The sequence below is a fragment of the Wolbachia endosymbiont (group E) of Neria commutata genome (assembly GCF_964026735.1).
Lineage (GTDB): Bacteria > Pseudomonadota > Alphaproteobacteria > Rickettsiales > Anaplasmataceae > Wolbachia.
Window position 1 is genome coordinate 389,666 of record NZ_OZ034692.1, and the last position, 26,251, is coordinate 415,916.

26 protein-coding genes, 2 tRNA genes and 4 pseudogenes are annotated in these 26,251 nt (G+C 34.7%); 20 read left to right on the forward strand and 12 right to left on the reverse strand.

Annotated features, from left to right (window positions below):
• Window positions 1-90 precede the first annotated feature (90 nt).
• Genes AAGD89_RS02000 through AAGD89_RS02010 form a run of 3 tightly spaced genes read right to left on the reverse strand, consistent with a single transcriptional unit; the run spans window position 91 to window position 3,510 of the window.
• Complete coding sequence (locus AAGD89_RS02000; protein ID WP_341808616.1) at window positions 91-1,020, reverse strand: tyrosine-type recombinase/integrase; 930 nt, start codon at window positions 1,018-1,020, stop codon at window positions 91-93.
• Between the two features lie 2 nt (window positions 1,021-1,022).
• Window positions 1,023-2,414, reverse strand: a complete 1,392-nt coding sequence (gene lpdA, locus AAGD89_RS02005) for a dihydrolipoyl dehydrogenase (RefSeq protein WP_341808617.1) — start codon at window positions 2,412-2,414, stop codon at window positions 1,023-1,025.
• Window positions 2,407-3,510, reverse strand: coding sequence for a PQQ-binding-like beta-propeller repeat protein (locus tag AAGD89_RS02010; RefSeq protein WP_341808618.1), 1,104 nt, complete (start codon window positions 3,508-3,510; stop codon window positions 2,407-2,409). The genes lpdA and AAGD89_RS02010 overlap by 8 nt, the downstream gene beginning before the upstream one ends.
• 145 nt (window positions 3,511-3,655) lie before the next feature.
• Here AAGD89_RS02010 and AAGD89_RS02015 point away from each other — a divergent pair, with 145 nt between their 5' ends.
• Complete coding sequence (locus AAGD89_RS02015; protein ID WP_341808619.1) at window positions 3,656-3,886, forward strand: hypothetical protein; 231 nt, start codon at window positions 3,656-3,658, stop codon at window positions 3,884-3,886.
• Window positions 3,887-4,043: 157 nt separating this feature from the next.
• Window positions 4,044-4,187: pseudogene (locus AAGD89_RS02020) on the forward strand (IS481 family transposase); the annotation flags it as partial.
• Here AAGD89_RS02020 and ccmC read toward each other — a convergent pair.
• Window positions 4,149-4,859 (reverse strand): heme ABC transporter permease CcmC, encoded by a 711-nt coding sequence (gene ccmC / locus AAGD89_RS02025; RefSeq protein ID WP_341808620.1) that lies wholly within the window; start codon window positions 4,857-4,859, stop codon window positions 4,149-4,151. The pseudogene AAGD89_RS02020 and the gene ccmC overlap by 39 nt on opposite strands.
• A 307-nt stretch (window positions 4,860-5,166) precedes the next feature.
• Between ccmC and AAGD89_RS02030 the strand changes: the two genes are divergently transcribed.
• The 3 genes from AAGD89_RS02030 to gmk are packed head-to-tail and all read left to right on the forward strand — an operon-like array spanning window position 5,167 to window position 8,844.
• Window positions 5,167-6,405, forward strand: coding sequence for an ankyrin repeat domain-containing protein (locus AAGD89_RS02030; protein WP_341808621.1), 1,239 nt, complete (start codon window positions 5,167-5,169; stop codon window positions 6,403-6,405).
• A complete protein-coding gene (locus tag AAGD89_RS02035) occupies window positions 6,402-8,195 on the forward strand; it encodes a pentapeptide repeat-containing protein (protein WP_341808622.1) in 1,794 nt (597 codons plus the stop codon). Before AAGD89_RS02030 ends, AAGD89_RS02035 begins: the two co-directional genes overlap by 4 nt.
• 40 nt (window positions 8,196-8,235) lie before the next feature.
• Entirely contained in the window at window positions 8,236-8,844 is a 609-nt protein-coding gene (gmk, locus tag AAGD89_RS02040; protein WP_341808623.1) for a guanylate kinase, read from the forward strand.
• 175 nt (window positions 8,845-9,019) lie between these two features.
• Here gmk and AAGD89_RS02045 read toward each other — a convergent pair.
• A pseudogene (locus AAGD89_RS02045) lies at window positions 9,020-9,853 on the reverse strand (transposase family protein).
• Between the two features lie 77 nt (window positions 9,854-9,930).
• On the opposite strand from AAGD89_RS02045, the pseudogene AAGD89_RS02050 reads away from it, so the two are divergent.
• Window positions 9,931-10,241: pseudogene (locus tag AAGD89_RS02050) on the forward strand (transposase); the annotation flags it as partial.
• Window positions 10,242-10,297: 56 nt separating this feature from the next.
• On the opposite strand, the gene AAGD89_RS02055 reads toward AAGD89_RS02050, so the two are convergent.
• The 3 genes from AAGD89_RS02055 to AAGD89_RS02065 are packed head-to-tail and all read right to left on the reverse strand — an operon-like array spanning window position 10,298 to window position 12,180.
• Window positions 10,298-11,068: a TatD family hydrolase gene (locus AAGD89_RS02055; RefSeq protein ID WP_341808896.1), complete on the reverse strand. Its 771-nt coding sequence runs from the start codon at window positions 11,066-11,068 to the stop codon at window positions 10,298-10,300.
• Window positions 11,069-11,084: 16 nt separating this feature from the next.
• Window positions 11,085-11,564, reverse strand: a complete 480-nt coding sequence (locus AAGD89_RS02060; RefSeq protein WP_341808624.1) for an RNA pyrophosphohydrolase — start codon at window positions 11,562-11,564, stop codon at window positions 11,085-11,087.
• Window positions 11,557-12,180, reverse strand: coding sequence for an AAA family ATPase (locus AAGD89_RS02065; protein ID WP_341808625.1), 624 nt, complete (start codon window positions 12,178-12,180; stop codon window positions 11,557-11,559). The genes AAGD89_RS02060 and AAGD89_RS02065 overlap by 8 nt, the downstream gene beginning before the upstream one ends.
• A gap of 199 nt (window positions 12,181-12,379) precedes the next feature.
• Between AAGD89_RS02065 and rsfS the strand changes: the two genes are divergently transcribed.
• Both rsfS and tyrS read left to right on the forward strand, forming a co-directional pair.
• The gene (rsfS, locus tag AAGD89_RS02070) at window positions 12,380-12,718 is read left to right on the forward strand and encodes a ribosome silencing factor (protein WP_341808626.1); all 339 of its coding nucleotides are present in this window, start codon (window positions 12,380-12,382) and stop codon (window positions 12,716-12,718) included.
• A 61-nt stretch (window positions 12,719-12,779) separates the two neighbouring features.
• The gene (gene tyrS / locus AAGD89_RS02075; RefSeq protein ID WP_341808627.1) at window positions 12,780-14,030 is read left to right on the forward strand and encodes a tyrosine--tRNA ligase; all 1,251 of its coding nucleotides are present in this window, start codon (window positions 12,780-12,782) and stop codon (window positions 14,028-14,030) included.
• A 155-nt stretch (window positions 14,031-14,185) separates the two neighbouring features.
• On the opposite strand, the pseudogene AAGD89_RS02080 reads toward tyrS, so the two are convergent.
• Together AAGD89_RS02080 and AAGD89_RS02085 are read right to left on the reverse strand one after the other, a co-directional pair.
• Window positions 14,186-15,019 (reverse strand): annotated as a pseudogene (locus AAGD89_RS02080) (transposase family protein).
• 123 nt (window positions 15,020-15,142) lie between these two features.
• Window positions 15,143-15,574: an SH3 domain-containing protein gene (locus tag AAGD89_RS02085; protein WP_341808628.1), complete on the reverse strand. Its 432-nt coding sequence runs from the start codon at window positions 15,572-15,574 to the stop codon at window positions 15,143-15,145.
• 72 nt (window positions 15,575-15,646) lie between these two features.
• Between AAGD89_RS02085 and AAGD89_RS02090 the strand changes: the two genes are divergently transcribed.
• Window positions 15,647-16,870 carry a pyruvate dehydrogenase complex dihydrolipoamide acetyltransferase gene (locus AAGD89_RS02090; RefSeq protein WP_341808629.1) on the forward strand — a complete coding sequence of 408 codons (1,224 nt, stop codon included), beginning with the start codon at window positions 15,647-15,649 and terminating at the stop codon, window positions 16,868-16,870.
• Between the two features lie 70 nt (window positions 16,871-16,940).
• On the opposite strand, the gene AAGD89_RS02095 is transcribed toward AAGD89_RS02090, so the two are convergent.
• Complete coding sequence (locus AAGD89_RS02095) at window positions 16,941-17,438, reverse strand: hypothetical protein (RefSeq protein ID WP_341808630.1); 498 nt, start codon at window positions 17,436-17,438, stop codon at window positions 16,941-16,943.
• Window positions 17,439-17,513: 75 nt separating this feature from the next.
• On the opposite strand from AAGD89_RS02095, the gene miaA reads away from it, so the two are divergent.
• Window positions 17,514-18,398, forward strand: coding sequence for a tRNA (adenosine(37)-N6)-dimethylallyltransferase MiaA (gene miaA / locus AAGD89_RS02100; protein WP_341808631.1), 885 nt, complete (start codon window positions 17,514-17,516; stop codon window positions 18,396-18,398).
• 3 nt (window positions 18,399-18,401) lie between these two features.
• Here the strand turns inward: miaA and AAGD89_RS02105 are convergent, their stop codons facing one another.
• Window positions 18,402-19,682 carry a hypothetical protein gene (locus AAGD89_RS02105; protein ID WP_341808632.1) on the reverse strand — a complete coding sequence of 427 codons (1,281 nt, stop codon included), beginning with the start codon at window positions 19,680-19,682 and terminating at the stop codon, window positions 18,402-18,404.
• A gap of 300 nt (window positions 19,683-19,982) precedes the next feature.
• Here AAGD89_RS02105 and AAGD89_RS02110 point away from each other — a divergent pair, with 300 nt between their 5' ends.
• The 10 genes from AAGD89_RS02110 (at window position 19,983) to rplB (ending at window position 26,250) form a co-directional block, all read left to right on the forward strand.
• Window positions 19,983-20,750, forward strand: coding sequence for a GNAT family N-acetyltransferase (locus tag AAGD89_RS02110; RefSeq protein WP_341808633.1), 768 nt, complete (start codon window positions 19,983-19,985; stop codon window positions 20,748-20,750).
• An 88-nt stretch (window positions 20,751-20,838) separates the two neighbouring features.
• On the forward strand, window positions 20,839-21,936 hold the full coding sequence (gene carA, locus AAGD89_RS02115) for a glutamine-hydrolyzing carbamoyl-phosphate synthase small subunit (protein ID WP_341808634.1): 1,098 nt from the start codon (window positions 20,839-20,841) through the stop codon (window positions 21,934-21,936).
• Window positions 21,937-22,044: 108 nt separating this feature from the next.
• Window positions 22,045-22,127, forward strand: a tRNA-Tyr gene (locus tag AAGD89_RS02120).
• 4 nt (window positions 22,128-22,131) lie between these two features.
• A tRNA-Gly gene (locus tag AAGD89_RS02125) sits at window positions 22,132-22,202 on the forward strand.
• 78 nt (window positions 22,203-22,280) lie between these two features.
• Entirely contained in the window at window positions 22,281-23,453 is a 1,173-nt protein-coding gene (tuf, locus tag AAGD89_RS02130; RefSeq protein ID WP_341808635.1) for an elongation factor Tu, read from the forward strand.
• 13 nt (window positions 23,454-23,466) lie between these two features.
• Window positions 23,467-23,787, forward strand: coding sequence for a 30S ribosomal protein S10 (gene rpsJ / locus AAGD89_RS02135; protein ID WP_341808636.1), 321 nt, complete (start codon window positions 23,467-23,469; stop codon window positions 23,785-23,787).
• A gap of 10 nt (window positions 23,788-23,797) precedes the next feature.
• Entirely contained in the window at window positions 23,798-24,523 is a 726-nt protein-coding gene (rplC, locus tag AAGD89_RS02140) for a 50S ribosomal protein L3 (RefSeq protein WP_341808637.1), read from the forward strand.
• Between the two features lie 2 nt (window positions 24,524-24,525).
• Window positions 24,526-25,140 (forward strand): 50S ribosomal protein L4, encoded by a 615-nt coding sequence (rplD, locus tag AAGD89_RS02145; RefSeq protein ID WP_341808638.1) that lies wholly within the window; start codon window positions 24,526-24,528, stop codon window positions 25,138-25,140.
• The gene (locus AAGD89_RS02150) at window positions 25,137-25,424 is read left to right on the forward strand and encodes a 50S ribosomal protein L23 (RefSeq protein WP_110409471.1); all 288 of its coding nucleotides are present in this window, start codon (window positions 25,137-25,139) and stop codon (window positions 25,422-25,424) included. The genes rplD and AAGD89_RS02150 overlap by 4 nt, the downstream gene beginning before the upstream one ends.
• A 1-nt stretch (window position 25,425) precedes the next feature.
• On the forward strand, window positions 25,426-26,250 hold the full coding sequence (gene rplB / locus AAGD89_RS02155) for a 50S ribosomal protein L2 (RefSeq protein WP_341808639.1): 825 nt from the start codon (window positions 25,426-25,428) through the stop codon (window positions 26,248-26,250).
• Window position 26,251: the final 1 nt, after the last annotated feature.

Below are 26,251 nucleotides of genomic sequence, written 5' to 3' on the forward strand. Positions count from 1 at the left end.
TTTTTAACTCCATCTCTTTATTATTCAATCTACCATCTTACCATAAAATTTATCTAGGTAAACCTTATCTTAGTTGGCTATATCTAACTTTTAAGACTTTAACTTTTTCTCCAAGCTCTGTTGAAAATTCTTATACATATCAAAAACATCTTGATCATTTAAGTGAGTATAAATCTGTGTTGTCTCCAAACTTGAATGGCCAAGCAATTGTTGTATTGATCTGATATCAACGTTTTCCTGAAGTAAGTGAGTAGCAAAACTATGACGAAATGCATGTGGTGATAAAATTTCTGGTAGATTTAACATTCTTCTTATTTTCTGCAAACGATTGGCAACGTAGGTTCTCCCTAATTTTTTTCCTCTTAAACCTAAAAAGAGATATTCTGTTTTATTATTAATACCAAGATAAGGACAGGCTTTCACGTATACTTGTATGCACTTTTTTACTACTGGAAGAATGAACACTTGCCTTTGTTTGTCTCCCTTACCTGTAATTATTAAGTTCTCGCTACCGATATCACTAACTCTAAGATTTAATGCTTCGCTAATTCTTAAGCCTGCTCCATAGAGCAGCACAATAATCGCAATTTCTCTTTTTACCACCCAGGGTTCACCAATGTCAGATAATTTGATTTTTTCTACCAAGGTTTTTATATCAGGTATTGACAATGCTTTAGGTAGAGTTTTTCTCTGAATTGGCCTTGATAATGAAAATACAGCGTCATTGTCTATTTCATAACTATTTTTTATATATCTGAAGAAATTTCTGATTACTGAGAGTGCACGAGTGTTGGATCTTGCGCTTACACCTCTTGTATAACGTGAACTAAGCCAGCTCCTTAACTCAGATATGCTTAATTTTTTCAGAGTGCCAACATTTACTTCTTCGCCAATGTGCTTATTTAAGAAACTCATAAAATCTCTCAAATCTCTCATATAGGATTCTAAAGTATTGGGAGAATAAGACCTATTGCACCTCAGCCACTCATACCACTTTTCAATAATTGAACCAACGTCCACGATTACCTTTTAAAGAAAGCATCGATACATGCATCACGGAATGCTTCATTTACGTCGGGATGAGAGTGACAAATTCTATATATATCCTCTGCCGCTGCACCATATGCCATTGCAACTGCTGCCTCGTTAATTAATGTATCAGCATATGCTCCTATGATATGTACACCAAGTATTGTATCGTTTGTACTGCAAGTCAGCACTTTCACGAATCCTTCAGCATCATCGGTAATTCTTGCTCTTCCATTTGCAGCAAACTGACATTTACCAACTTTATATTTACGTCCAACGCTTTTCAATTCTTCTTCAGTTTTACCAATTGAAGACACAGCCGGGTGAGTGTAAATAACAGATGGAATTATTTCATAATCAACATGAGGTGATTGCCCTGCTATTATCTCCGCAACTGCTACCCCTTCCTCTTCTGCTTTATGAGCAAGCATTGCTCCACCAACCACATCACCAATTGCGAATATTCCTTTCACATTAGTTTCATATCTATTGCTCACTTGAACAAAGCCACGATTATCTTTTTCTACTGTACTATCAATACCAAGACCTTCAGTGCATGGTTTTCGCCCTACTGCAACTAAAACTTTGTCTGCTTCTATAGTACTCGTTTGATTGTCTTTTACAGAACAGACTTTTACATTGAAAAAATTACCGCTTTGTTTTATCTCCTCAACTTTAGTGCTAAGTAAAAACTTTATTCCTTGTTTTTGCAGACTGGCAAGCAATGATTTACTTAGTTCATTATCCATTGCTGCAGCAATTCTATCAAAAAATTCTACTACAGTAACTTCTGATCCCAATCTACTCCACACAGAAGACATTTCAAGTCCTATTGCTCCAGCTCCGATCACAACAAGCTTTTTTGGCACTTCAGTTAAAGATAGTGAACCGGTAGACGAAATAATATTTTTCTCATCAATATCAACTCCTGGCAAAGAGCTGACGTCAGAGCCAGTTGCAATCACTATGTTTTTTGTTTTCAGTGCCTTACCTTCAACTGAAATTTCAAGATTACCTTGATCAAAAGAAGTGATTTTTCCCATTCCGCTCACTTTAGTGATTTTATAAAGATTAAACAGGTAGTCTATCCCTTGCCCTAGCTCTTGAACTCTAGCATCTTTATAGCTCAGCATTTCTTTCAAGTCGAAACTCACATCCTTTACTTTTATACCAAGTTTCGACAGATTATTTTTTGTATGAGCATACTGATAAGAAGAATGTAATAGCGCTTTAGAAGGTATACATCCAACTCGCAGACACGTACCACCAAAGATACTATTTTTATCTACGCATGCAACTTTGAGCCCAAGCTTTGCAGCGGTAATAGCACATTTGTAACCACCAGGACCACCACCTATAACAATCAGATCATAATAATCAGTCATAAAGAACAAACCTATTTTCTAAAGAATAAACACCATTTTTTTCAGTTGTTACGTATATCTTATCATGAGTAAAGACCGGGGTATGAAACACATTACCAGGTATTTTTACTACCTTCCCTTCACTATCCAAGCCTGGAAAAGCAAACATCGAACCTTTATTGCCTACCACCCACAGCGTATGAGCATGGACAATTGGAGCAAATAACTCTGTCTTTTCTATTGAACCGGATGTCCAGACTGTTTCACCGCTCAGTATATTAATGCCAATTATTTTATTATCTTTAGTAATAATAAAAACCCTGCCACCTTCTCTTTGATTTTTAATCAGCGGACTATAATACGATTCAATATCCGATATACTTTTTACTTGCAATGGCTTTGACCATAAAACATTCCCTGATTTTATATCAATACCACAAACATATGAATTATTTGTAGCTATCAAAACGTCACCATGTACTTTTGGCGTGGTATTTACATCTGTTAGCTGTGTATCCAAAAGATTTGTAGATAATTTTTGGCTCCATAATTTTTTGCCATCTCCACTGAAAGCTATGAGCTCTCCATTTGAAAATGGTGCTATTATTTTGTCACCGGAAATTGCTGGCGATACAGAATGCAAACCTCGAATCTCGCTGATACCATTTTGATAAGTCCAAACAGAGCTGCCATCTTTGACGTCAAACACATGCAGATAATTATCAATAGTTAATACTACCAACTTATTATTTATTACTACTGCTTTTCCTCTTACTGGCGCTCTTAATTCTCTTTCCCACTGAGCCTCACCAGTTTTTGCATCTATGCTATATAAAATGTTATCCACTATAAAGAAAACATTTTCTTCATAACTCGATAAGCTTATGTTACCAATTTTTTTTCTATATGGTGGATGGGACCTCCAATTCAGCGCTCTTGAATTATCAATGTCAAAGGAATATAAAGCGCCATGTTTATCAGCTACAATAAGGCTATTACCTATTACCACCGGAGCTACATACCCTTGGGATAATTTTTTATCAACGAGGCTTATGTGCTCACTTGCTACTGTGTAACTACTACAGAGCAACATTATCATCAGAATTATTACTTTCATTCTTTACTGAAAACAAGACTCATCAATATACATCTTCAGAACTTTTACCACAACGAAAATATTCTTATGGGCAGGCAAGAATATCAATTTATAAATAAATATTGATATTATTATGTAAAATGTTAATATGTGTAAGGGGTTAATTATGCACAGTAACAATAGCATTAGCGATGCAAATAAGGAAAATAGCAATCCACAGAAAAATAACACACCCACAACTACAAATAGAGTTGATATTAACATAAGAAATACTGGACGTAGTACATATTACCGTGCATTTGCATCAACAGATAGGCACGAGAGAACAACATTATGGGTATATGAGGTTGAGCCACTACAGGACGCTAATGTACATGGGGCAAGTTGGAGGAGATAATAGACAGACTTCTTTCGAAATTCTATATATTATTGTAGATACATTGGTGTATAGTCCCAGAGTATAATGGCATAATATATGAGAAGTTACCATCAAAGGAGGAGTTGTGGTTACATGGGTGCGCCGGAACAACAGAGGCGGTGCATAGAGCAATACAAAGCGGCTTAAGGGTCTTACCCCATATGAATTTATATGCAACCAGTGCACACAATCTCCTGAGTTATTTGTACTTAATCCACGCCATCATACTCTGGGCTGTACATCAATACCTCACACTAATTTCTCTCTTAATTTTATATGAATTGATCAAATGAAGTGAGTACAATATCCACACTACTAAAAAAAACGTGGCACAAAACACAAACATAACAACCAGTGGAAGTAATAACGAACCTTCAATAGCAATACCACCTTTTCTCATAATGCTTGCTGGTTGATGAAGAGTAGACCACAAATTTACAGAAAATTTTACTATAGGAATGTTTATAGCGCTAAAAATGGCAAACATTGCTGCCGATTTTTCAGCTCTCGCTTCATTGTCAAAAGCACTCCATAATGAAAGGTATCCAACATATAGAAAAAATAAAATCAACATCGAGGTAAGTCTTGCGTCCCATACCCACCAAGTGCCCCAGGTTGCTTTTCCCCAGATGCTACCTGTAATCAAGCATATAGCAGAAAAGACCATCCCTGCAGGAGCGGCAGCGTGTGCCAAAACACTAGCAATGCTGTTGTTCCACACGAGTGAAATAAAACTTAGTGAGGCAATTAATCCATATATTCCAAGAGAAAGCCAAGCAGAAGGTACATGAAGATACATTATTCGTACAATTTCCCCTTGTTTGTAATCCTCTGGTGAAAAAAATAAAGCCAAAAACATTCCGATTAAAAAACATGTGCAGCAAATAACCCCAAGCCAAGGTAGCATCTTTTTGGAAAAAGAAGAGAAATTCGTAGGTTTTAATAAAAACATTTTATCTTATAATGAGCTTTGTAAAAGATTTATCAGTTAGTTCAAATTTTATCAACAAAATAGTGTTTTTATACTGACTTTAGTATAACTTCATTTCCACTATTGCCCAATTGTTTGTTTACTAATGAAATTTGGTATTATGTACCGTTACTAAAACTTGATTCCATTTCTTGCTCTTGCTAATTTCATTTGCAATTTAAATATTGATTTTTTAATGAATTACAGATAAAATCTCAAGACATTTTTTACTATAGATTAATTATTTGGTTATAGTATCATCTTAATTAAGCTTATGCTTGGAATATTTATGAAAAATATTTTATACTTTGTATTGCTAGCTGCAGTGTCTAATCTATTTGCGGCAGAGCGCTTTGAAGAAGAATGGAATAAGAAAATTAATGCAGATGAATCAGTGAAACCTTTGTATCAGCATGATAATGTTGATGTCAGGAAGGATTTTAAGCAAGATTTACCAAATAGCATAAATCAGAAAGACGAATTGGAGTCTTTAAAAAACGATGCTGTGAATGTTGATAAATTAAATACCAAGAACCAAACACAAGAGTCTGAGAGTAAAAAAGCAGATGATATTATCAGTGTAGAGCATGATAAAAATCAGACTACCACAAGTGAAAGGAATATCAGTGAAGACAAGAAAGTTGATGAAGATTTGGGTAATAGCTTGCATGCAGATGAAATTGCCCGAGACTTACCAAATGTGATCGAAAAGGAAAATTTGAAGACAGAGCCTTTCCCTTTAATCGCTAATTTGAATGAAAATGCAGCTGATTTGCAAAAAGATTTACAAGCTAGTAAAGAGATTGATGTAAAAGATAGTAAGCTCTCAGCAGACGATGTAAGCAAACCATTAGAAGAAAAAAAAGAAGAAGACACTGCTGAAAAAAAAGTAAGTGGTGATTTCAAGGAACGTAATGGAAAAAATAGAGCGAGACCTATAGCCAAAAAAGACGAAGATGATGAACAAAGTCAAAAGAAGAGTTTACAAAAATGGACAAAATTACACAAAGAACCAATAAAAGAGTGGAATAATAAAAACGTGCAGAGCAAGTCGATATATAAGCGGCAGTATGACAGCCTTAATGAGCATCTTCCACCAACAATATTCATTGATGATTATAGTAAGCAGCTTTTCTACTGTATTAAAAAGAATAACTTATCTTGTCTAAGAGGAATAATTAGTAAACTAGAAAAAATTGGATTAACTACTGAAGAGGTGTTAAAATTTAGAAATAAATTTGGCGATACTCCTCTGATTTATGCAGTTAAGCACAGTGAAATAGATATAGTACGCTTTCTTTTATTACAAGGTGCTGACCCTAGAGTGGTTAATAATAATTTCCAATCCCCTATTGATATAGCAATCGAAAGAAAACAAATCGATATAATAAATGTGATTGCTGAAATGACTCCATATCTTTTAGAGCATAGAAAGATAAGCAACAAAGAAAGCTCAGAAATGTATGATTGGGCTAGAGAAACAAAAGAAAACAATGAGTCTCAGTGTGATGAAGATCAAGCAAAATGATTAGATTTTTGATATTAATTTTAGTTTGTAACTTATGTTACGGCAATGAAATAAGTAATGAAAAAAATTTGATCGGTGATTTTTTGAACACCCTCCATGACATAAAATATGTAACTTACAGTAAAAAAGATTTTGCTAAATTTTTGGTAAGGTGTCACGAAGAGGGTGTACCAGAAGATTTTAAGAAAGGTTTTGGCTCTAACTTAAATGGAGCTAATTTTAGTCAATTGTACCTAGATGGATCTATTTTTAACGGGGTGAGCTTAATTGGTGCTGATTTTTCTAATACTGATCTATCTGGCGTGTCTTTCATTGATGCTGATTTACGAGGAGCTAATTTCTCCAATGCTAATTTACACGGCATTAAAGTAAAAGATACGAATTTAAGTTTTGCAAAATTCGTCTCTGCAAATTTAACAGATGTAACATTTGATAATTCTGATTTACATTATGCTGAGTTTATCAATTCTGATTTAAAAAAAGTGACCATGTATAACATCACTGGTTTGCATACTAATTTTTCGAATGTGAAAATGAGCTTTTCTAACTTATCGAACTCAGATGTCAGCTATGTAAATTTTAATGATAGTGAAATAAACGATACTGTTGTGCAGAGAAGCTATCTTGATAATGCAAATTTCTTTGGGGTGGATTCATATAAATTAAAAATACAATTTTCTTCGTTAAAAAACGCTAATATATATGGCGCAGAGATAAAAGAATCGGATTTCACAGGTAGCAATATTTCCAACGCCTGCTTTAATTCTTCTACTATAATGGACAGTAATTTTAATAGAGCCAATTTAAGCAATACACACATTTCCTATGTGAATAGCTATCACTCAACTTTTGTTCAGTCTATACTGAATGGCTCCAAGGTAAAGCATACGAATGCTTACGGGGTAAATCTTCAGGATGCAGATTTATCCAATATTGATTTTAGCTTTAGTGAACTAAATGAAGCTGATCTCTCTGATGCTGATATTTGCCGTGGAAAATTTTATAATACTAAGGTTGCGAATTCTAACATGCATGGTTCATTTTTTAATCATTCACTATTTAACTCTGCAAAGGTAGAGGAAGTAGATCTTTCCTTAACTTCTATGTACAAGATCAAAGTTCAGGATTCTCAGGTTTATAACAGCACACTTTCTCATCATAACATTGATTCTAGCGAGATAGAAAGCTCAACGTTCGTTAATTTAATAGCTGACAATTCAAGCTGGTCTAATTTAAGGGTAACTAACTCAAATTTTATTGAAAGCGATTTTAGATCTTCTTTACTTCATGATAATGTTTTTAAAAAAACTAGCTTTTTTCGCAGCAATTTTGGTAATTCAATAATGAGTGATATGTCTTTTCAATCCTCAAGCATATATAAAAGCTCAGTTGTTGACGTTCATTTAACAGATTGTAAGTTTGATAATTCAATTTTGATTGACAGCAAAGGACAGGAAAAACTTACGAGTTTAGAAAACGCTATCACTTCGGTTGAAGATTTTCAAGAAAAAGTATCACAGGGTAAAAAATTTGATGTAAATTATTCTTACTTTGAATTTGAGGACATGAATTTAGAAAACGCTGATTTATCTAATTCGATACTTAGTAGAGCAAAGTTTATAAATGTTAATTTAAATAAAGCGAATCTTGAAAAAACAGATTTGCGTTATGCTATTTTTGATAATGCTTCTCTTATTGATACCAATTTGTCAGATTCTAATTTAGACCATTCTAGCTTTTTAAAATCTGATCTAAAAAGTGCTGTATTAAAAAATGCAAAATTTGATTGAATACAAAACCCTATGACATGTTTGTTAAATTGCTTAAAAAATGACTGTAAACAATGAGGGCATATTATTGGTTCTATCATCTCCATCTGGAGCTGGAAAAACCACCATATCAGAAAAACTACTTGAGCGATCAACTAACTTAGTTAGATCTGTTTCTACGACAACGCGTGAACCTCGCCCTGGAGAAATAGAAGGAAAAGACTACTTTTTTGTAACTGAGGAAAGATTTCATGAGTTATGTCAAGCTGGCCAAATGCTTGAATATGCTAAAGTTTTTGAAAATTTTTATGGTATACCAAGGGATTTTATAGAGCAAAACCTAAGTGATGGGATAAGTGTTCTGCTAAGTATAGATTGGCAGGGAGCATTTCATTTATTTAAAATCATAAGAGAGAAAGTTGTAAGTGTCTTTATACTCCCCCCTTCAATAGAAGAGCTTAGAATGCGTTTGCAAAAGCGTAATGGTGACAGTGCGAGCGAAATAGAGCGTAGATTATCTGAGGCTCAAAAAGAAATAAGCAAAAGTGATAAATATGATTATGTGATAGTAAATGATGATATTGATAAAAGTGTGGAAGAAGTAAATTCTATACTAAATAGAGAGAGGCTTGAAAAATCAAGAGAAAAGCCAAGTTTGAGAAATTTATAAAGGGAGTGTTAAATAAACCATACGCGTCAAGTTAAGAGATAAGGGTTAAAGAATTCAACGAATTTAAGGTGGATACTCTAGTTTTTCTATACCTGTCTTTCAGAAGACCTCCTGCGAAACAACGTGAAGCAAGTTGCTGATAAAATCTGGTAAGAAATCCCCAGCCCAAAAATTATTAAAAACTATGCCTCAAATTCACAATTCCTGCTATAATATTAAATCTCATGTTGTATTTCTTCTGAAAATTGCGGTAAACATTTGACATTATTTTGAAGATTTTTATCTCACGAATCTTATTTTCCACACGCATCCTGAACGATGCCAGCTTCCGATTATGCTCCTTTTGCTCCTCCGTTAGTGGCTTTTTACGGTGTTTTTTGTACGGAATCACAACGTTTTTCTGCAGTTTTTGCCAACCTTGATACCCAGAATCGGCATATTTTATGCTATCTTTGGCCAACAATTTTTCCTGTTTCCTTATGCGAAAATCATACATTCGACCTCTATGCGACTTCGAAATCGACAGAATTTGCCCATTTCCCTCGATCACAATTTCGGTTTTTATCGTGGTTGCTTTCTTTTTTCCGGAATAACTTTTCTTACGTTTTTTGCTGTCTTTCGGCCGCTGTATCGGTTGCTCCGTGACGTCTGCTAAAATTTTTAAAATCCTTTCTGGCGTCAGCGTTCTATCCTTTTTTATAGTAATTTTTTTGGCCAATAATGGCTACATTTTCTTAAAAAGTCGGCAAATATTTGAGTTGTGCAAATTAAACGAAAACCCTAAAAATGGATGCGTTATGTACGTTCTGTAATAAATTAGAACACATAAAATCCTGTCTTCTAGCTCCTCAACATGCGATTTTCTTCCGTGACATTTCTTTTTCGCCTCCATTTTTTCCCACTCTGGACGCACTTTTGCCACAATTTTTTCAAATTCAGATGTTGTGAGCCCTGTCAATTGTCTAAAAATATATGGTGTTCTTGCTATTTTTACGTAACTTATTGCCATCTTCCCTCTCCTAAAACTTTCATTTTACATGCTTTTTAGTCGTTTTTACCTACTTTCTACCTTTTCGCAGGGGGTCTATTGATGGTACGATCGTTCGAGCCCATGCTTGTGCCGCTGGTTATGGAAAAGATTCTCAGGCTCAAGAAGCACTTGGACGGAGCAAAGGTGGTTTCACAACCAAGATTCACGCACTTGTTGATGCACTTGGTAATCCGCTGAAATTTATCCTAACTCCTGGCCAGAGGAACGAAATTACGCAGGCTGAAGTTCTCACTAAAACGTCACTAACTCCACTGTAGTGGCTGATAAAGGCTATGACAGTAATGCTTTTGTTGCTAGTCTTGAGAGCAAAGGATGCGAAGTTGTTATTCCTCCAAAAAAATATTCGATCAAATGCCTCTCTTTATAGATATGCTCATCATATATTGTTTAGTTTAGGAAATACTATAGTTTTGAAAATAGCCTAAAAAAATTATTTGTAGTTATCTCTGCTACTTGTTCTGGTGGTTCATTCCATAATTCTGCTAAACAGTCCACAACATATTTTACCATTGCCGGCTCATTTTTTTTTCCTCTATAAGGCTCAGGTGATAGATATGGAGAATCAGTTTCAACTAAAACACGTGTGCGAGGAACGTTTTGTGCAATTTCTCTGAGCAAGTTAGCATTTTTGAAGGTAATTATCCCAGAAAATGAAATATATAGCCCTAAATCTATAGATTGATAAGCAAGTTCTTTAGAGGAAGCAAAGCAGTGCATTACTCCATTAAAAGCACTGATTTTCATTTCTGACTTTAACATATCAATCATCTCGTCATCAGCGCTTCTTGTGTGAATAACTAAGGGTAATCCAGTTGTTCTTGATGCTTCTATATGCGATGCAAAACTCTTTTTCTGATTAATTTTGTTGCCGGATTTTAAAAAATCTAATCCGGTTTCTCCGATACTAATTACCTTTTGGTCCTTAGTAAACTCAACCAATTCATCAACTTTTATGCATTCACCGTTTTCTATAGTAGCATCAAGTGGATGTACACCGACAGATGAATAAACCTGACCATATGATGAAGAAATTTTCAACAATTTAGGAACATCACCAATACTTATACATATATTATGTAAAATGTTTACACCATTTTGTCCTGCCCTTGAAATTACTTTTGGTACTTCATCATCAGGAAAATAAATTAAATGGCAATGAGAATCTACTATCATGAGTTTACTTTCAATATTACTCAATATCAATAATAGAAGCTTTTATTAGAGAAGAAAACTCTTCTATTACCGTTCTATAAACTTGCTTTTTAAATGATATAGCGTTTGCTACTAAATCATCTACCTTTTGCCAACGCCACTCTTTGAATTCCGGATGATCGGTATAGTTAATATTAATGTTTTGATCCTCTCCAAAAAACTTCATTAAAAACCACCTTTGCTTTTGGCCAGAATATTTTCCATTCCAGCACATTGGTATAATTTCTTTAGGCAAATCGTAGTATATCCAATCTTTGTTTTTAGCTATAATTTCTGCTTTATCGGTACCAACTTCCTCTAGTAGCTCGCGTAATGCTGCTTGCTCTAATTCTTCACCTTCATCAACACCTCCTTGTGGCATTTGCCAATAAGAGTCGCTATCAAAACGGTTTCCAATAAAAACATGGCCTTGTTTGTTGAATAACATTATACCAACGCAAGGGCGATACTTAGCCATGAGTACGCTCTTTTTCTACATGATTTGTTATAGAAGCCCCAACCAATTTTCTTTTGCGTTTACGTTTATTCTTAATTTTTTCAGCAATTCTCTTTGCAACTTCTTTTGCGCTTAAGTGTGAATTATTAAATTCAAGAGCACCTTTGGGGACAAACAGTCTTTTTCCTTCAATTCTTTTTCTCATAGAATTCGGATCAGTAATTTTATTTTCCTTGCTTCTCTCCTCTGATTGGACACGCTTTACTAATTCTTCGTTATTGCAATATAGAACTACAGGAAGAATTTCTACACTCATTTTTTCACTCAAGTTTACCACCGAATCGTATATCCTTTGATCATATGGATCACCGTCTATTAATTCATTCGTCAATATGTAATGCTTTGATTTTATGTGATGTTTCTCTAGTATCGCTAACATATTTTCTCTTACTAAAAAAATGCTTTCCCATAGTTCATCTGAAACTTCAGAATTTCGTAAATTAACAATATTCAATATAATATTATTAAACAAATTATTACTTATTATCACTGCGTCAATGATTTTACACAGCTTCTTTGCAGTAGTAAGCTTACCACTACCTGGAAAGCCGATTAAGTAAATGAGAGTCTTGCTCATAAATAAATACTGGTAAAAACTATTCTTAATTATACACAAAAGTATACGTATTGTATATGTCGTTATGCCAAAAACACAATAAAAAAATAAAAACACCACCTTAAGTAATACTTTTTGAGCAAATTTTCATATCAAAAATAGTTCATGTTTAGAAATTTTGAGTGTATAATTAATAAATAAATTATATAATCTGTAGGCGATGACTGATGTGATGGATAATATGGAATTAATAAAAAGCACGATTGAAAGTATAATAGATCAGAACAAAGGCCATAATATAGTCACTTTTGATGTGCAAAATAAAACTGTCATTGCGAAATATATGATTATTGCATCTGGTGATTCAAGCCGTCATGTAAAAGCTTTAGCTGAACATGTAATAAAAGATCTCAAACAGTATGATAAGATAGACGTAGAAGGTATGGATGAAGGTAATTGGGTGGTTTTGAATTTTCAAGGCATAATGGTTCACATATTTAGGCCAGAAGTAAGAGAATATTATAAAATAGAAGAACTATTTTGTCATCACAGTGCGTGATACTGGGATCCAGCCTATTTCATCTTTAGAACTACTCGAATGACGGAGGATTTTAAACAAAATGAAGCAGAAATCTGAATTTTTAAATTTCATTCAAGAAAGAGGGTATCTATACCAGTGTACAAATATTGAAGGATTAGATCAGCTGCTACTTCAAAATAATTATATAATTGCATACATTGGCTTTGATTGCACAGCGCAAAGTCTTCATATCGGTAGCCTAATTCAGATTATGATGCTCCGCCATCTGCAAAAATTTGGTTATAAGCCAATAGTTTTACTTGGAGGTGGAACAACGAAAATTGGCGATCCATCGGGTAAAGACAAAGTAAGAAGCGTCCTATCTACTCAGGATATCAATCAAAATGTATCTGGTATAAGAAAAATATTGGAGAGAATGATATCTTTTGGTAATGGAAATGCGGATTCTATTATAGTAAATAACGCAGATTGGCTTGATAATATAAAATATATAGACTTTTTACGTGATATAGGAGCACATTTCTCTGTAAATCGTATGCTCAGTTTTGATAGTGTGAAAACTAGACTGGATAGAGAGCAAAACCTAAGCTTTCTAGAATTTAATTATATGCTATTGCAGGCTTACGATTTTATTGAATTGAATAAAAAGTATGGTTGTTGTTTACAGGTAGGGGGATCAGATCAGTGGGGAAATATAGTAAATGGAATTGAACTTGGAAGAAAGTTGAATTTACCTGAGTTATTTGGTCTTACAACACCTCTTTTATTAAATTCCCAAGGAAAAAAAATGGGCAAGACTGAAAGTGGAGCTATATGGCTTGATGGTGATATGCTTAAGCCCTACGACTATTGGCAATATTTTCGCAATGTCGATGATCAAGATGTCGGGCGTTTCTTGAGACTATTTACTGACTTATCAATTGATGAGATCAAAAAACTAGAGTTCTTAAAAGGTCAGGAAATAAATGAGGCAAAAAAGATTTTGGCAACAGAAGTAACAAAAATATGCCATGGTGATAAAGAAGCGGAATTTGCAGAATCTGCTGCAATTTCAGCTTTTGAAGGTGAGGATAGTTCGTTATTACCAAGCTATATTTTAAAAAAAGAATATGTTGCAAGCGGTATATTACTGATAGACCTACTCAAGATGACGGAATTAGAATCGTCAAAAAGCGCTGCAAAGCGTTTAATAGAAGGCAATGGGTGCAAAATTAATGATAATATTATAAACAAAGTTGATTATATCATAGACTTTGAGAGCTTTAAAGGTCAGTCGTTTATCAAATTATCTGCTGGTAAAAAACGCCATATTAAGGTTGTGCAAGGTTAGGTTTTGAAGCGAAGAAATGTTACCAAATCTTATAATAACAAGGCAAATAACTCATAGAACAAATGTGTCGAGCATTGCCATCACAAGACCCCCTGCGAAACAACGTGAAGCAAGTTGCTGATAAAATCAGGTAGAAATCCCCAGCCCAAAAATTATTAAAAACTATGCCGCAAGTTCACAATACCCGCAATAATATTAAATCTCATGTTGTATTTCTTCTGAAAATTTCTGTAAATATTTGACATAATCTTAAAAACATTGATCTCGCGAATCTTATTTTCCACACGCATCCTGAACGATGGCAGCTTCCGATTATGCTCCTTTTGCTCCTCCGTTAGTGGCTTTTTACGGTGTTTTTTGTACGGAATCACAACGTTTTTCTGCAGTTTTTGCCAACCTTGATAGCCAGAATCAGCATATTTTATGCTATCTTTGGGCAACAATTTTTCCTGTTTTCTTATGCGAAAATCATGCATTCGGCCTCGATGTGACTTTGAAACCGACAAAATTTGTCCACTTTCCTCAATCACAATTTCGGTTTTCATCGTGGTTGTTTTCTTTTTTCCTGAGTAACTTTTCTTACGTTTTTTGCTGTCTTTCAGCCGCTGTATCGGTTGCTCTGTGACGTCTGCTAAAATTTTTAAAATCCTTTCTGGCGTCAGCGTTCTATCCTTTTTTATAGTAATTTTTTTGGCCAATAATGGCTACATTTTCTTAAAAAGTCGGCAAATATTTGAGTTGTGCAAATTAAACAAAAACCCTAAAAATGGATGCGTTATGTACGTTCTGTAATAAATTAGAACACATAAAATCCTGTCTTCTAGCTCCTCAACATGCGATTTTCTTCCGTGACATTTCTTTTTCGCCTCCATTTTTTCCCACTCTGGACGCACTTTTGCCACAATTTTTTCAAATTCAGATGTTGTGAGCCCTGTCAATTGTCTAAAAACATATGGTGTTCTTGCTATTTTCACGTAACTTATTGCCATTTTACTCTTCTAAAATTTTCATTTTATACGCTTTTTAATGTTTTTCATCTGTTTTTTGCTTGTTTTGCAGGGGGTCTACACTCTGGGACTGTACAGCTTAGCTTAGAAAGTACTACTTTAGCTTCAATCATCACCCCAAATGAACTCTTTCTGCACCCATGCTTTGTATTTCAATGCTGATAATAAGCACCATTTTTCACTACATTTTTCTATTTTCATTATGACAAATTTATCTATTTTTATGGTAATTTTACTACCTGAGTTCTGTTTGTGATAGCCAAAAGTATCTTCCTTGATCATTGCGTAATGTTTGCTACTTAGCAGATTGCTTTTTATCCACCCACATGCTTCATTGATATCACAAACTTTTTTCCAATTTTCGAATTCCTCTATAACTTTAAGAGGTAGATTCTTGCAAGTGTATATCCACTTAATGGGATAGTGAAATCCTGGGCCTGTTCTCATGTTGATCTTATTTGACTTTGTTGAGACAAAGTTATTAGCAGATACGCTGAAACTCAATAATGAAAGTAATAGGATGACAAACTTATTCATCATAATTCACGATTAGATTGACATAAGATAAAGAGTAAATTAAAAATTGAATAGATTCTTAGTGTACGACAAATGCCTATAAAAATATTAATGCCTGCTCTTTCTCCGACAATGAGTAAAACTGGAGGGAAAATAGTAAAGTGGCATAAGAAAGAACAAGATAGAGTTGAAGTAGGTGATGTAATCGCTGAAATAGAGACTGATAAAGCCATAATGGAGTTCGAATCTGTAGATGAAGGAGTAATGGCAAAAATTTTAGTAACAGAAGGAACAAGTGGCGTGCCTGTAAATCAGCTGATAGCTCTTATACTTGAAGAAGGAGAGGATGAAAGTGTGCTTGATCACTACGTTTCTTCTACTGGCAATGAAATTAAGAAGGAATCTAAAGAAGTGGCAGAAAAAATTGTCGATAATCGGAAGGTAAACACAGTAACACATCAAAATGATGAGAACAGAATAAAAATAAGCCCATTGGCTAAGAAGATAGCTCAAAATGAAGGAGTAAATGTAAATCAATTGAAAGGCACAGGTCCTTATGGTCGTATCATTAAAGCTGATGTGCTGGAATCACTGGATAGTGATGTGCAATTAGAAAGTTGTGATAGGTCCAATGCTGCAAATACTGTAGTTGAAGTGAGTAGCATGCGCCAAATAATAGCGCAGCGCTTAGTTGAGTCTAAACAAACTATTCCGCATTTTTATCTCACGGTAGATTGCCAAGTTGATAAGTTGGTATCATTAAAAAATGAAATTAACTTAGCAGATGAAAATAATAAAGTAACAATTAATGATTTGGTTATAAAAGCTGTAGCCTTAAGTATGAAAAAATTTCCTGATATAAATTCTTCATGGATAGATAGGAAAATACTCAAATATTCAAATATAGATATTTCAATCGCTGTAGCGCTTGATGATGGATTAATCACTCCTATAGTTAAAACCGCTGATAAAAAAGGTATTTTGTCAATATCAAAAGAAGTGAAGGATTTGGTGAGTAGAGCAAGATCTGGGAAGTTGAGACCTGAGGAATTTCAAGGTGGAGGATTTACTATTTCCAACTTAGGAATGTTTGGTATCAAGACCTTCAGCGCTATAATCAATCCTCCACAATCCTGCATCATGGCTGTTGGTGCATCTAAAAAACAACCAATTGTTGTGAATGAAAAAATAGAGATAGCAGAGATAATGACAGTGACGCTCTCTGTTGATCATAGGACAGTTGATGGAGCATTAGGGGCAAAATTTTTGAATGCCTTTAAGCACTACATAGAGAACCCAGTGGTAATGCTTATTTAGAACCTGTTTAAAATTTTCTCAACAACAGTATAACAAAGGGAAGGACAACCGTCTGCAAGCTGGCATTAGACTATAGTCCAAATTCTTCATTAATCTTATCAACTATGTCTTGTGGTGGATCTTCTCCCCACCCTGAATATAGAATTTCGCCGTAATCTGCAACGTCCATAGAGCCAGACCTGCTTTTTGCAAGAAACATTTCTCTTTTTTCTTTGTCAACTAATACGTAATGCCATGCTGATTTTCCACGATCTTTACCACGGACTAAATATATGAGATCTGATCTGCTTTTCCTTGTTCTCTTAGCAAAAGCCCCTTCTCCATCATCATCTTCTTCTTTCTTTGTGCGTTTTACACTTGCACTGTCAGAAAAAGCCTCTTGAGGAGCAGATTTTTTACCCGCCAATTCAGAAATTTTACCTTTTGCTCCGAGCGCCTGTTCTTTAGTATTTCCAGATGAATACTTGCTGGCGAATCCTCCTGCTGAAGTACTACCAGAACTTTCATCATCAGAAGTCTTTTTTGCAAAGCGTTTGGTAAATGAATTATCGTCTTCCTTTTTTGTCATACAGATCTCCAAATTTTAGATTATAATATCTAAATTTCTATTACACTTTATCATATATTAATTAAATTAATATAAATGAAAAATAATATACTAATTATTACAGGAATTACAGCTTCAGGTAAATCAGAATTATGTGATAACTTGATAAAAAAATATGATAATTTTATGGTAATAAATTGTGATTCAAAGCAAGTATACAAGGAAATTCCTATAATTACTGCTCAACCGCAAAAGCAAGAAGGACTTTATAAACTATATGGCTACGTTTCAGCAAAAGAAAATTATTCCGTGGGCTTATGGTTAGAAGATTTAAAGAAAGAAGTCAACAATGCACTTGAGAACTTGCAAGTACCTGTTATTACAGGAGCAAGTGGGCTTTACATTAGTAGTTTAATCAAAGGCTTATCGTCAATGCCACAAATAAGTCAGGAAGTAAGAAAAAATGTAAATGAACTGAGTAAAAATTTAGGTAAAGAGGAGTTCTATAAACTAGTGCTAAGCAAAGACCCAAAAATTCAAGGTAAAATATTCATGAATGACTCGCATCGCCTTTCAAGGGCACTTGAAGTTATCACTGAAACTGAAAAATCAATCTTTGTATGGCAAGAAAATAGACAACCTCCTTTGTTCTACAACTATAAGATATATACGATCTTGCCTGAACGAGAATATGTATATCAAAAAATAAACTCACGCTTTATAACAATGATTGAAAATGGAGCGATCGATGAAGTGAAAGAATTACTCAGTATGAATCTGAATCCACATCTACCAGCTATGAAAGCACACGGAGTTCCAGAGATTATAAAGCACTTAAAAGGCGAGATTACCCTGAAAGAAGCAATACAAATTGCGCAGATCAACACAAGGCACTACGCGAAACGTCAGTATACTTGGTTTAAGAATCAATTTCCGAACTCTGAAACAATTGATTGTGTGACAGAGTTCGAAATATTTTAATTACTAATAACCGCATGTACGTCCAGCACGGCTATTAGTATGAGAAGACAGTCCTAGCTTTTCTAAGAGGTTGTTTACTTTTAGTGACGGATCTAAGTCATGCTCTATATGTTCATTTTTATGTGGTTTTACATCTAGATGACCATCCACTACTGTCAATGGATCACCTAAATTATGCTTTATTTTTAATGGAGTATAACCAGTGTCCTTTATTACTATTGCCTCAGAACTCTTACTGCGACTTAGTGCATTTTTTATTCCCTCATGAAACCTCTGTCTATTTTCAGGTTTTATATTGAAAAGTTTTTCAATAATAACTAAAAATTTTTCAATGATGTGTTCAAGTAAGCTTGTTTTCACAGTAGTATCTAAATGTGATTGTTCTTCTTTATTGCTAGAATGATAATTTTCCAATTCTCGAGGAATAGTAAGCGTTAATTTGCCATCTTTGTATGTGACACCCTTTTCATTACTTTGAGATTCAAGTGTAAATTCTAGTGAGCTATCCAATTTACACAGGATTTCCTTTGGATCTTCAAAATCGCGAACAGATATCACCTCATCAGATATAAATGTTACATGATTTGAATCACTACAATTAATATATGTTGTATGACTAGAACTGAAAGATAAGTTATGTATATTAGCTACATGGATAAGAGGTCCATTTTCGCGATATAATGCACCTACACATCCTGCTTGATTGCAAGTAGTAATAAACTCATTTACAATCTCATTTGAAGCTTTTACTCCAGCATATTCAAATATTTCTTTGACAAATTCCTTTACAAGCGGGCGATATTTTTTATTTTCGTCGCCCGCTTCTGGTGCTAGATGAGCATATTTCTGGCCAGCATTGTAAAATTTTTCAAATTCTTCCTTATATGAGTCAGTTTTTTGATCAGCAGTGGTGTCATCCTTTTTGCAATGGTTATCCCATACTTTAAGAAATGCATCTTTCCCAAGCTCTTTGAGCACTGAGGCCACAAAAACTTGGCCATGATCTGTATCTATTTCTCTTGCTTCTTTTGAATTAAATATATCACTACTATTAAAAAGTTCGCTTTCCGGGTGCTTAGCTCCCTCCTTCAATGCTTTAATAAAATTATTATCTATTTTTTTTTCGTTAATAATGAAATTCATCCTCCCAAGATCTAAGTACATTGTTTCGCCAGAATTTGCTAATTTATTGTCTTTTGCTCTTAATTTGCTAAAATCCAATTCTTTAGCCGTAGCTTCCAATGTAACTACTGGACTAGCGTCATTTACCTTTACTCCTATCATAACCCATACCTTACTAATAAATATATTGTCAATTATAACATAGATTATGAATAATTTGATAATAATGCCTGCTATAGGCACAGATCTCTTGTGAAAAACGCTTTACTTAAAACAATAATCCGGTCAGCTTCTTAGCTAACAGATTCTCTCAACTTGGCTATAAAAATGATTGAGAATTTGAGGTGGAAAATCTTTCAAAAATGGAAAATATCTCCGTAGATGGAGGCTATACGGAAGAAAAATTTGCGCACCAAATTTGGAATCGTTTATTATAACTAACTAGTTCGCGAAGCAAAAGTAATGAGCAATCACTTAATCAATCTATTTTACAAAGCAGAAGATTTTTTCTCAAGGTCAATAAGTAGCAAAGGTTTTGAGTTTAATGGCAAAACAAAGGCTTATTTAACAGGAGTTGATTCTGGAGATTTAAATCCTTTGATCGTGCGGGAAAATATTCCAGACATTAATGAAGTTTTAGATAGCTGTTCTGAGATTTTTAAGAAAAATAAATTGCCATGGGTTGTAGTAATTCCAGAACATTTTCTGGATGATAGATTAGAAAATATCTTAAAAGATAAAAATTTTAAATATACAAGTAAATCAGTTGCAATGTTTATTGAATTAAATGAAGAATTATGCTTACCTCAGTCACATAAAAATAATAACCTAATAATTAAATGCGTTGATGAAAATTTAACAGACTGGATGATACCATTAATATGTGCTTATGAGTCCACTTATGAAGTGGCAGATCAGTATAGAAAAACTCATGAAAATAATGCTGGCTTTCATCATTTTAGTCTCTATAAAGATGATAAGCCTGTGTCATCTCTTACATTGTCAATTGATAAAGATAGTGTACGTGTAGATGATGTTGGGACGCTACCTGAGCACCAGAAAAAAGGTTACGCAACCCATCTCATGTATCATGCGCTCACAAAAGCCAGAGCCTTGAACGCTACACATTGCTTTCTCGACGCTTCAGAATCAGGAGTATCTGTTTATCAAAAAATCGGTTTTAGCCCATTGTTTAAAAGGAGAATATATGCATATATGGAAAGAAAATGAATTTTTATGAAAAAAGAGATTTAGTATTTGTTTACGTATTATTTGAAATGCTTATATACTGTTTTGAATCAGTTAAATAGATAATGAAGTGCAGGACGCGATTTTAATTTTACAAGATGGTAAATGTTTTTGGGGAAGATCAATAGGTAAAAAAGGTAAGTGCATCGGGGAAGTTTGCTTTACCACTGGTATGACTGGCTATCAACATAGTATAACCGATCCTTCTTTTGCGGATCAGATTATAACATTTACCTTTCCTCATATTGGTAATGTCGGAATAAATTACAAGGATAATGAAGGAGAAAAAATTTTTGCAAGTGGTGTGGTTGTGCGAGAGCTTTCACCTGAGTCTCATCCCTCTTCATATATTAATCTAAATGACTGGTTAAAGAAAAATAATGTAGTTGGAATATCAGGTGTTGATACAAGGGCTTTAACTAGATACTTGAGAGAGCATGGATCTCAAAATGGAATGATATGCTCACCTGATGAGAAGCATGCATTGGATGAGTTAAAAGCATATAAATCTGTAAGTGGAATAGGGATAACTAATAAGGTTAGTTTGAGTAACAATTTTAAAGATAATCTTGATACAAAATATAAAGTAGCCGTAGTTGATTTTGGCGTAAAAATCAGTATAGCTTCGCGCTTAATAGAGCTTGGTTGTGCAGTGGAGCTAATAAAACCCAGTGCAGGTTTTGCTCGAAAAATATTAAACATGAATCCAGACGGTGTGTTGCTTTCAAATGGTCCTGGTGATCCAGAAGAAATAGGAGAGAGTGTAGTTTCAGAAATAGATATTATTATAAAATCTAAAATACCAATTTTTGGTATATGTATGGGGCATCAATTACTTGCAATAACCATGGGGGCAAAAACTATCAAAATGGAAAATGGTCACCGAGGGAGCAATCATCCGGTTTATGATGTAAATAGTAAAAAAGTTGAGATCACTAGCCAAAATCACGGGTTTACTGTTGATTCAGCTTCTTTGCCAAGTAATGTTGAGGTTACTCATATTTCATTGTTTGATAATAGTATAGAGGGAATAGCGATGAAGGATTATCCAGTTTTTTCAGTGCAATATCATCCAGAAGAAGCTCCAGGCACACATGATTCACATTATTTGTTTAGACGTTTTATTGATAATATCGCATCATATAAAATAAAATCAGTATGTCTTTAATAACACCCAAGTTTTATTGCTTGATTTTTTAATTTTAGGTGTTTAGTATTAAATGCAATGAAAGCTCGGGTTAAGATACTCGAATAGTATTTTCTTAACAATTTTTGTGGAGGAGTGACCGAGTGGTTAAAGGTAACAGACTGTAAATCTGTCCGCGTGAGCGTACGTAGGTTCGAATCCTACCTCCTCCATTGCGCGGGTATAGCTTAATGGTAGAGCTCTAGCCTTCCAAGCTAGTGACGTGGGTTCGATTCCCACTATCCGCTCTTTTTTTTGTTGTGTTTTTATAAAATCAACATATTATTTATTGATGTATTTGTATTTTGGATAGAAAAGTTTAAATTATGACAACAGTAGTAGAAGCATTTGGAAAGCCGCACATAAATGTGGGGACGATAGGACATGTGGATCATGGGAAGACGACGTTAACGGCGGCGATAACAAAGCATTATGGAAATTTTGTAGCGTATGATCAGATAGATAAGGCGCCAGAAGAGAAGAAGCGTGGGATAACAATATCAACGGCGCATGTTGAATATCAGACTGAGACACGCCATTATGCGCATGTTGACTGTCCTGGTCATGCTGATTATGTGAAAAATATGATTGTGGGAGCGGCGCAGATCGATGCGGCGATATTGGTGGTGTCAGGTGTTGACGGGCCGATGCCACAAACGAGAGAGCATATATTGCTCGCAAAGCAGGTTGGAGTTGGGTATATTGTGGTATATATAAACAAAGCGGATGTTGCTGACCGTGATATGATAGATTTAGTGGAAATGGAAATCAGGGAATTGTTGAGTAAATATGGATTTCCAGGCGATGATGTTCCTGTGATAGTTGGTTCGGCACTCAAGGCGCTGGAGAATGAGGATAGCGAATATGGCAAAAAATCAATAGATAAATTGATGCAGAAATTAGATGAATATGTGCCAATTCCACCAAGACCTGTAGAGTTGCCATTTATATTGCCGATTGAGGATGTATTTTCTATATCAGGCCGCGGAACGGTGGTAACAGGAAGAATAGAGCGTGGAGAAATAAAGACTGGCGATGAAGTAGAGATAATAGGTTTAAAAGCGACCCAAAAGACGATATGTACGGGCGTGGAAATGTTCAAGAAATTGCTGGATAAAGGCAGTGCGGGACTGAATGTGGGAATATTGCTCAGAGGAACAAAAAGAGAAGAAGTGGAGCGAGGGCAGGTGCTCGCAAAACCAGGGACGATAACGCCGCATAAGAAATTCAAGGCGGAGGTTTATATATTGAAGAAAGAGGAGGGAGGCAGGCACACGCCATTTTTTGCGAATTACCAGCCGCAATTTTATTTAAGAACGACCGATGTAACAGGAAGTATAAAGTTGCTGGATGGAAAAGAGATGGTGATTCCGGGTGATAATGTGAGTATAGAGGTAGAGTTGCATGTGCCAATAGCGATGGATAAGGGCTTGCGTTTTGCAATAAGAGAAGGCGGTAGAACTGTTGGTTCTGGTGTTGTTTCTGAGATTTTAGAGTGAGTAAGTAATTAAGATGAAGCAGGATATATATATTATCATTACGGCGTTTGATTGTTCTTTATTAGAGAGATGCGTTCGCAAGTTTATCGATGAGTTAAAGCGATCTGGTGCAAAATTATCCGGTCCGATTGCATTACCGAGGAAAGATTCTAAGTTTACTGTTAATAGATCTCCTCACGTTGATAAAAAATCTCGTGAGCAATTTGAAATGAGAACTTCTAGGCGATTGATTGTTTTACATGATCTTACTCCTACTATGATGCAGATGCTTCAGGGTTTATCTTTTTCTGCTGGTGTAGAAGTTGATTTGAAAGTCAAAGAAGTTAAGGTTTAAGGTAGGACTAATGAAGAGAATAAATTCGCTGAGAAGAATTGGTTTATTAATGACGAATATTGGTCATACGTCTATATATTCTGCTACTGGTTGCACAGCTGTAACTTTGTTGCATCTCAGTGAAACTTGTATTGTTGATGTAAAAGAGCAAGATAAGTGTGGTTATAATTCAGTTATTTTAGGTGTTGGAGATTTTAAAAACATTGCAAAGCCTCAGCTGGAATATTTGAAGAAAATTGGCATAAATAGTAAATGTAAATTATATGAAAGTAGATTGAATGATCTATCAGGAATAGAATGTGGTAAGAAAATAGGTGTTAATCATTTTGTGGTTGGTCAGTATCTTGATATTACAGGTTATTCTATAGGTAAGGGGTTTGCTGGTGTGATGAAGCGACATAATTTTAGCGGTTTGAGAGCATCTCATGGTGTCTCTATTGCTCATAGATCGCAAGGTTCTACTGGTCAATGTCAGGATCCAGGTAGGGTATTTAAAGGGAAGAAAATGGCTGGTCATTTGGGTAATAGCAGAGTGACTGTGCAGAATATGAAGATATTATCTATTGATCATGAAAATAGTATAATTGCTGTGAAAGGTAATAATGTTCCTGGGTTTAAAAGTTCTTGTGTTTTTGTGAGAGATGCGGTTAAGAAATCTTTACACAAAGACGTTCCTTTTTTTCCTGTAGGGTTTTTGTTAGATAATATGAGTGATGATAGTAGTGTAGCGAGTTAGTTATGGAATGTAAGTTGGTGAATTTATCTAATAGCGATCTGGGCACTGCCCAGCTTAATCCTTTGATATTTTCTGTTAAGCAAAAGATGAGTATTTTGCATGATATAGTAAGATGGCAATTAGCGAAGAGGAGAGCTGGTACTCATAAAACGAAAGGTATTAGTGATGTTTCTGGTACGACTGCTAAGCCTTATAGTCAAAAGCGGACTGGTAGGGCAAGGCAAGGGAGTTTGCGCTCTCCTCAATTTAGAGGTGGTGGAATCATTTTTGGGCCTGTTGTAAGGAGTCACGCTTATTCTCTTAATAAGAAGGTGCGCAAGCTTGGGTTAAGAATTGCTTTATCTCTAAAATATTTAAACAATCAAGTGATTATTCTTGATAATTTAAATATTGATGTAAAAAAAACATCTGAGATGTGTCAATATATTAAAAATTTTGAATTTTCTTCTTTTCTAATAGTTGGTGATTATGGAGATGATTTACTGCGTGCTGCTAGAAATTTGCATTATGTAGATTTAATCAAACCTATAGGATTGAATGTTTTTGATATACTAAATCATGAGTGTATAATGTTGACAAGTGATGCTTTGAAGCATCTTGAAGGTAGATTGCTATGATTAAATATAATAATATAATAAAATCTCCTATACTTACCGAAAAGGCTTCTTTTTTAAGGGAGAAATTTAATAAATATTCTTTGTATGTATTTGCAAATGCAAGTAAGCGTCAAATAAAACTAGCAATAGAATCTTTATTTGATGTTAAAATTTCTTCTATGAATGTTCTTAAAATTAAGCCTAAATCTAGGCGCTTTAGGGGTGTGGTTGGTTGTGAAAAACAGAAAAAGAAGGTTTATTTTTCTTTAATGGATGGTCAAAAATTAGATATAATGAGTGTTTAATATGGGTATAAAATTTCTTAATCCTGTTACTCCATCTTCTCGTGGGACTGTTTTAGTAAGTAGAGTTGGTTTATCAAAAGATAAGCCAGAAAAGTCTCTTACACGTGGTAAAAGTTCTACTGGTGGAAGAAATAATTACGGTAGAATTACAACTCGTCATAAAGGTGGTGGTCATAAACAGACCTATAGAATTATAGATTTTAAACGTAATAGAAGTGGTCAAGCGGTAGTTGAGAGTATAGAATATGATCCAAATAGGAGTGCATTTTTAGCTTTAGTATCATATAAGGAAGATGACGCTAAGTCTTACATATTAGCTCCTCAGGGTATGAAGCCAGGTGATGTTATTATATCTGGAAGTGATGCTGACATTATGCCGGGGAATTGTTTGCCACTCAAGCATATACCTGTTGGTGCTTTTGTACATAATATTGAATTTAAACCAGGTAATGGTGCTGCGATTGCTAGATCTGCTGGTTGTTATGCGCAAATCGTTGGTCGTGATGGCCAATATTTTTTATTGCGTCTCAGATCTGGTCAGGTTAGGTTGATTTTATCTTCTTGCAAAGCTACTATTGGTGTAGTGTCTAATGCTGATCATAAAAATAGAAAATTGGGTAAGGCTGGAAGAAATAGGTGGCTCGGAGTTAGACCTACTGTTCGTGGAGTTGCTATGAATCCGGTTGATCATCCACATGGAGGAGGGGAGGGAAAAACTTCTGGGGGACGCCATCCTGTTACTCCTTGGGGTGTTGCAACTAAGGGTAAGAAAACTAGAAAGAAAAACAAAGCTAGTAATAAATATATAAAGCAATTGAAAGGGTAAT

Excerpts from the sequence above, each read along its gene's own strand:
- lpdA (WP_341808617.1), bottom strand. The coding sequence starts at position 2,414 with ATGACTGATTATTATGATCTGATTGTTATAGGTGGTGGTCCTGGTGGT.
- AAGD89_RS02010 (WP_341808618.1), bottom strand. The coding sequence starts at position 3,510 with ATGAAAGTAATAATTCTGATGATAATGTTGCTCTGTAGTAGTTACACA.
- AAGD89_RS02015 (WP_341808619.1), top strand. The coding sequence starts at position 3,656 with ATGCACAGTAACAATAGCATTAGCGATGCAAATAAGGAAAATAGCAAT.
- ccmC (WP_341808620.1), bottom strand. The coding sequence starts at position 4,859 with ATGTTTTTATTAAAACCTACGAATTTCTCTTCTTTTTCCAAAAAGATG.
- AAGD89_RS02030 (WP_341808621.1), top strand. The coding sequence starts at position 5,167 with ATGAAAAATATTTTATACTTTGTATTGCTAGCTGCAGTGTCTAATCTA.
- AAGD89_RS02035 (WP_341808622.1), top strand. The coding sequence starts at position 6,402 with ATGATTAGATTTTTGATATTAATTTTAGTTTGTAACTTATGTTACGGC.
- gmk (WP_341808623.1), top strand. The coding sequence starts at position 8,236 with ATGACTGTAAACAATGAGGGCATATTATTGGTTCTATCATCTCCATCT.
- AAGD89_RS02055 (WP_341808896.1), bottom strand. The coding sequence starts at position 11,068 with ATGATAGTAGATTCTCATTGCCATTTAATTTATTTTCCTGATGATGAA.
- AAGD89_RS02060 (WP_341808624.1), bottom strand. The coding sequence starts at position 11,564 with ATGGCTAAGTATCGCCCTTGCGTTGGTATAATGTTATTCAACAAACAA.
- AAGD89_RS02065 (WP_341808625.1), bottom strand. The coding sequence starts at position 12,180 with ATGAGCAAGACTCTCATTTACTTAATCGGCTTTCCAGGTAGTGGTAAG.
- rsfS (WP_341808626.1), top strand. The coding sequence starts at position 12,380 with ATGACTGATGTGATGGATAATATGGAATTAATAAAAAGCACGATTGAA.
- tyrS (WP_341808627.1), top strand. The coding sequence starts at position 12,780 with ATGAAGCAGAAATCTGAATTTTTAAATTTCATTCAAGAAAGAGGGTAT.
- AAGD89_RS02085 (WP_341808628.1), bottom strand. The coding sequence starts at position 15,574 with ATGAATAAGTTTGTCATCCTATTACTTTCATTATTGAGTTTCAGCGTA.
- AAGD89_RS02090 (WP_341808629.1), top strand. The coding sequence starts at position 15,647 with ATGCCTATAAAAATATTAATGCCTGCTCTTTCTCCGACAATGAGTAAA.
- AAGD89_RS02095 (WP_341808630.1), bottom strand. The coding sequence starts at position 17,438 with ATGACAAAAAAGGAAGACGATAATTCATTTACCAAACGCTTTGCAAAA.
- miaA (WP_341808631.1), top strand. The coding sequence starts at position 17,514 with ATGAAAAATAATATACTAATTATTACAGGAATTACAGCTTCAGGTAAA.
- AAGD89_RS02105 (WP_341808632.1), bottom strand. The coding sequence starts at position 19,682 with ATGATAGGAGTAAAGGTAAATGACGCTAGTCCAGTAGTTACATTGGAA.
- AAGD89_RS02110 (WP_341808633.1), top strand. The coding sequence starts at position 19,983 with ATGAGCAATCACTTAATCAATCTATTTTACAAAGCAGAAGATTTTTTC.
- tuf (WP_341808635.1), top strand. The coding sequence starts at position 22,281 with ATGACAACAGTAGTAGAAGCATTTGGAAAGCCGCACATAAATGTGGGG.
- rpsJ (WP_341808636.1), top strand. The coding sequence starts at position 23,467 with ATGAAGCAGGATATATATATTATCATTACGGCGTTTGATTGTTCTTTA.
- rplC (WP_341808637.1), top strand. The coding sequence starts at position 23,798 with ATGAAGAGAATAAATTCGCTGAGAAGAATTGGTTTATTAATGACGAAT.
- rplD (WP_341808638.1), top strand. The coding sequence starts at position 24,526 with ATGGAATGTAAGTTGGTGAATTTATCTAATAGCGATCTGGGCACTGCC.
- AAGD89_RS02150 (WP_110409471.1), top strand. The coding sequence starts at position 25,137 with ATGATTAAATATAATAATATAATAAAATCTCCTATACTTACCGAAAAG.
- rplB (WP_341808639.1), top strand. The coding sequence starts at position 25,426 with ATGGGTATAAAATTTCTTAATCCTGTTACTCCATCTTCTCGTGGGACT.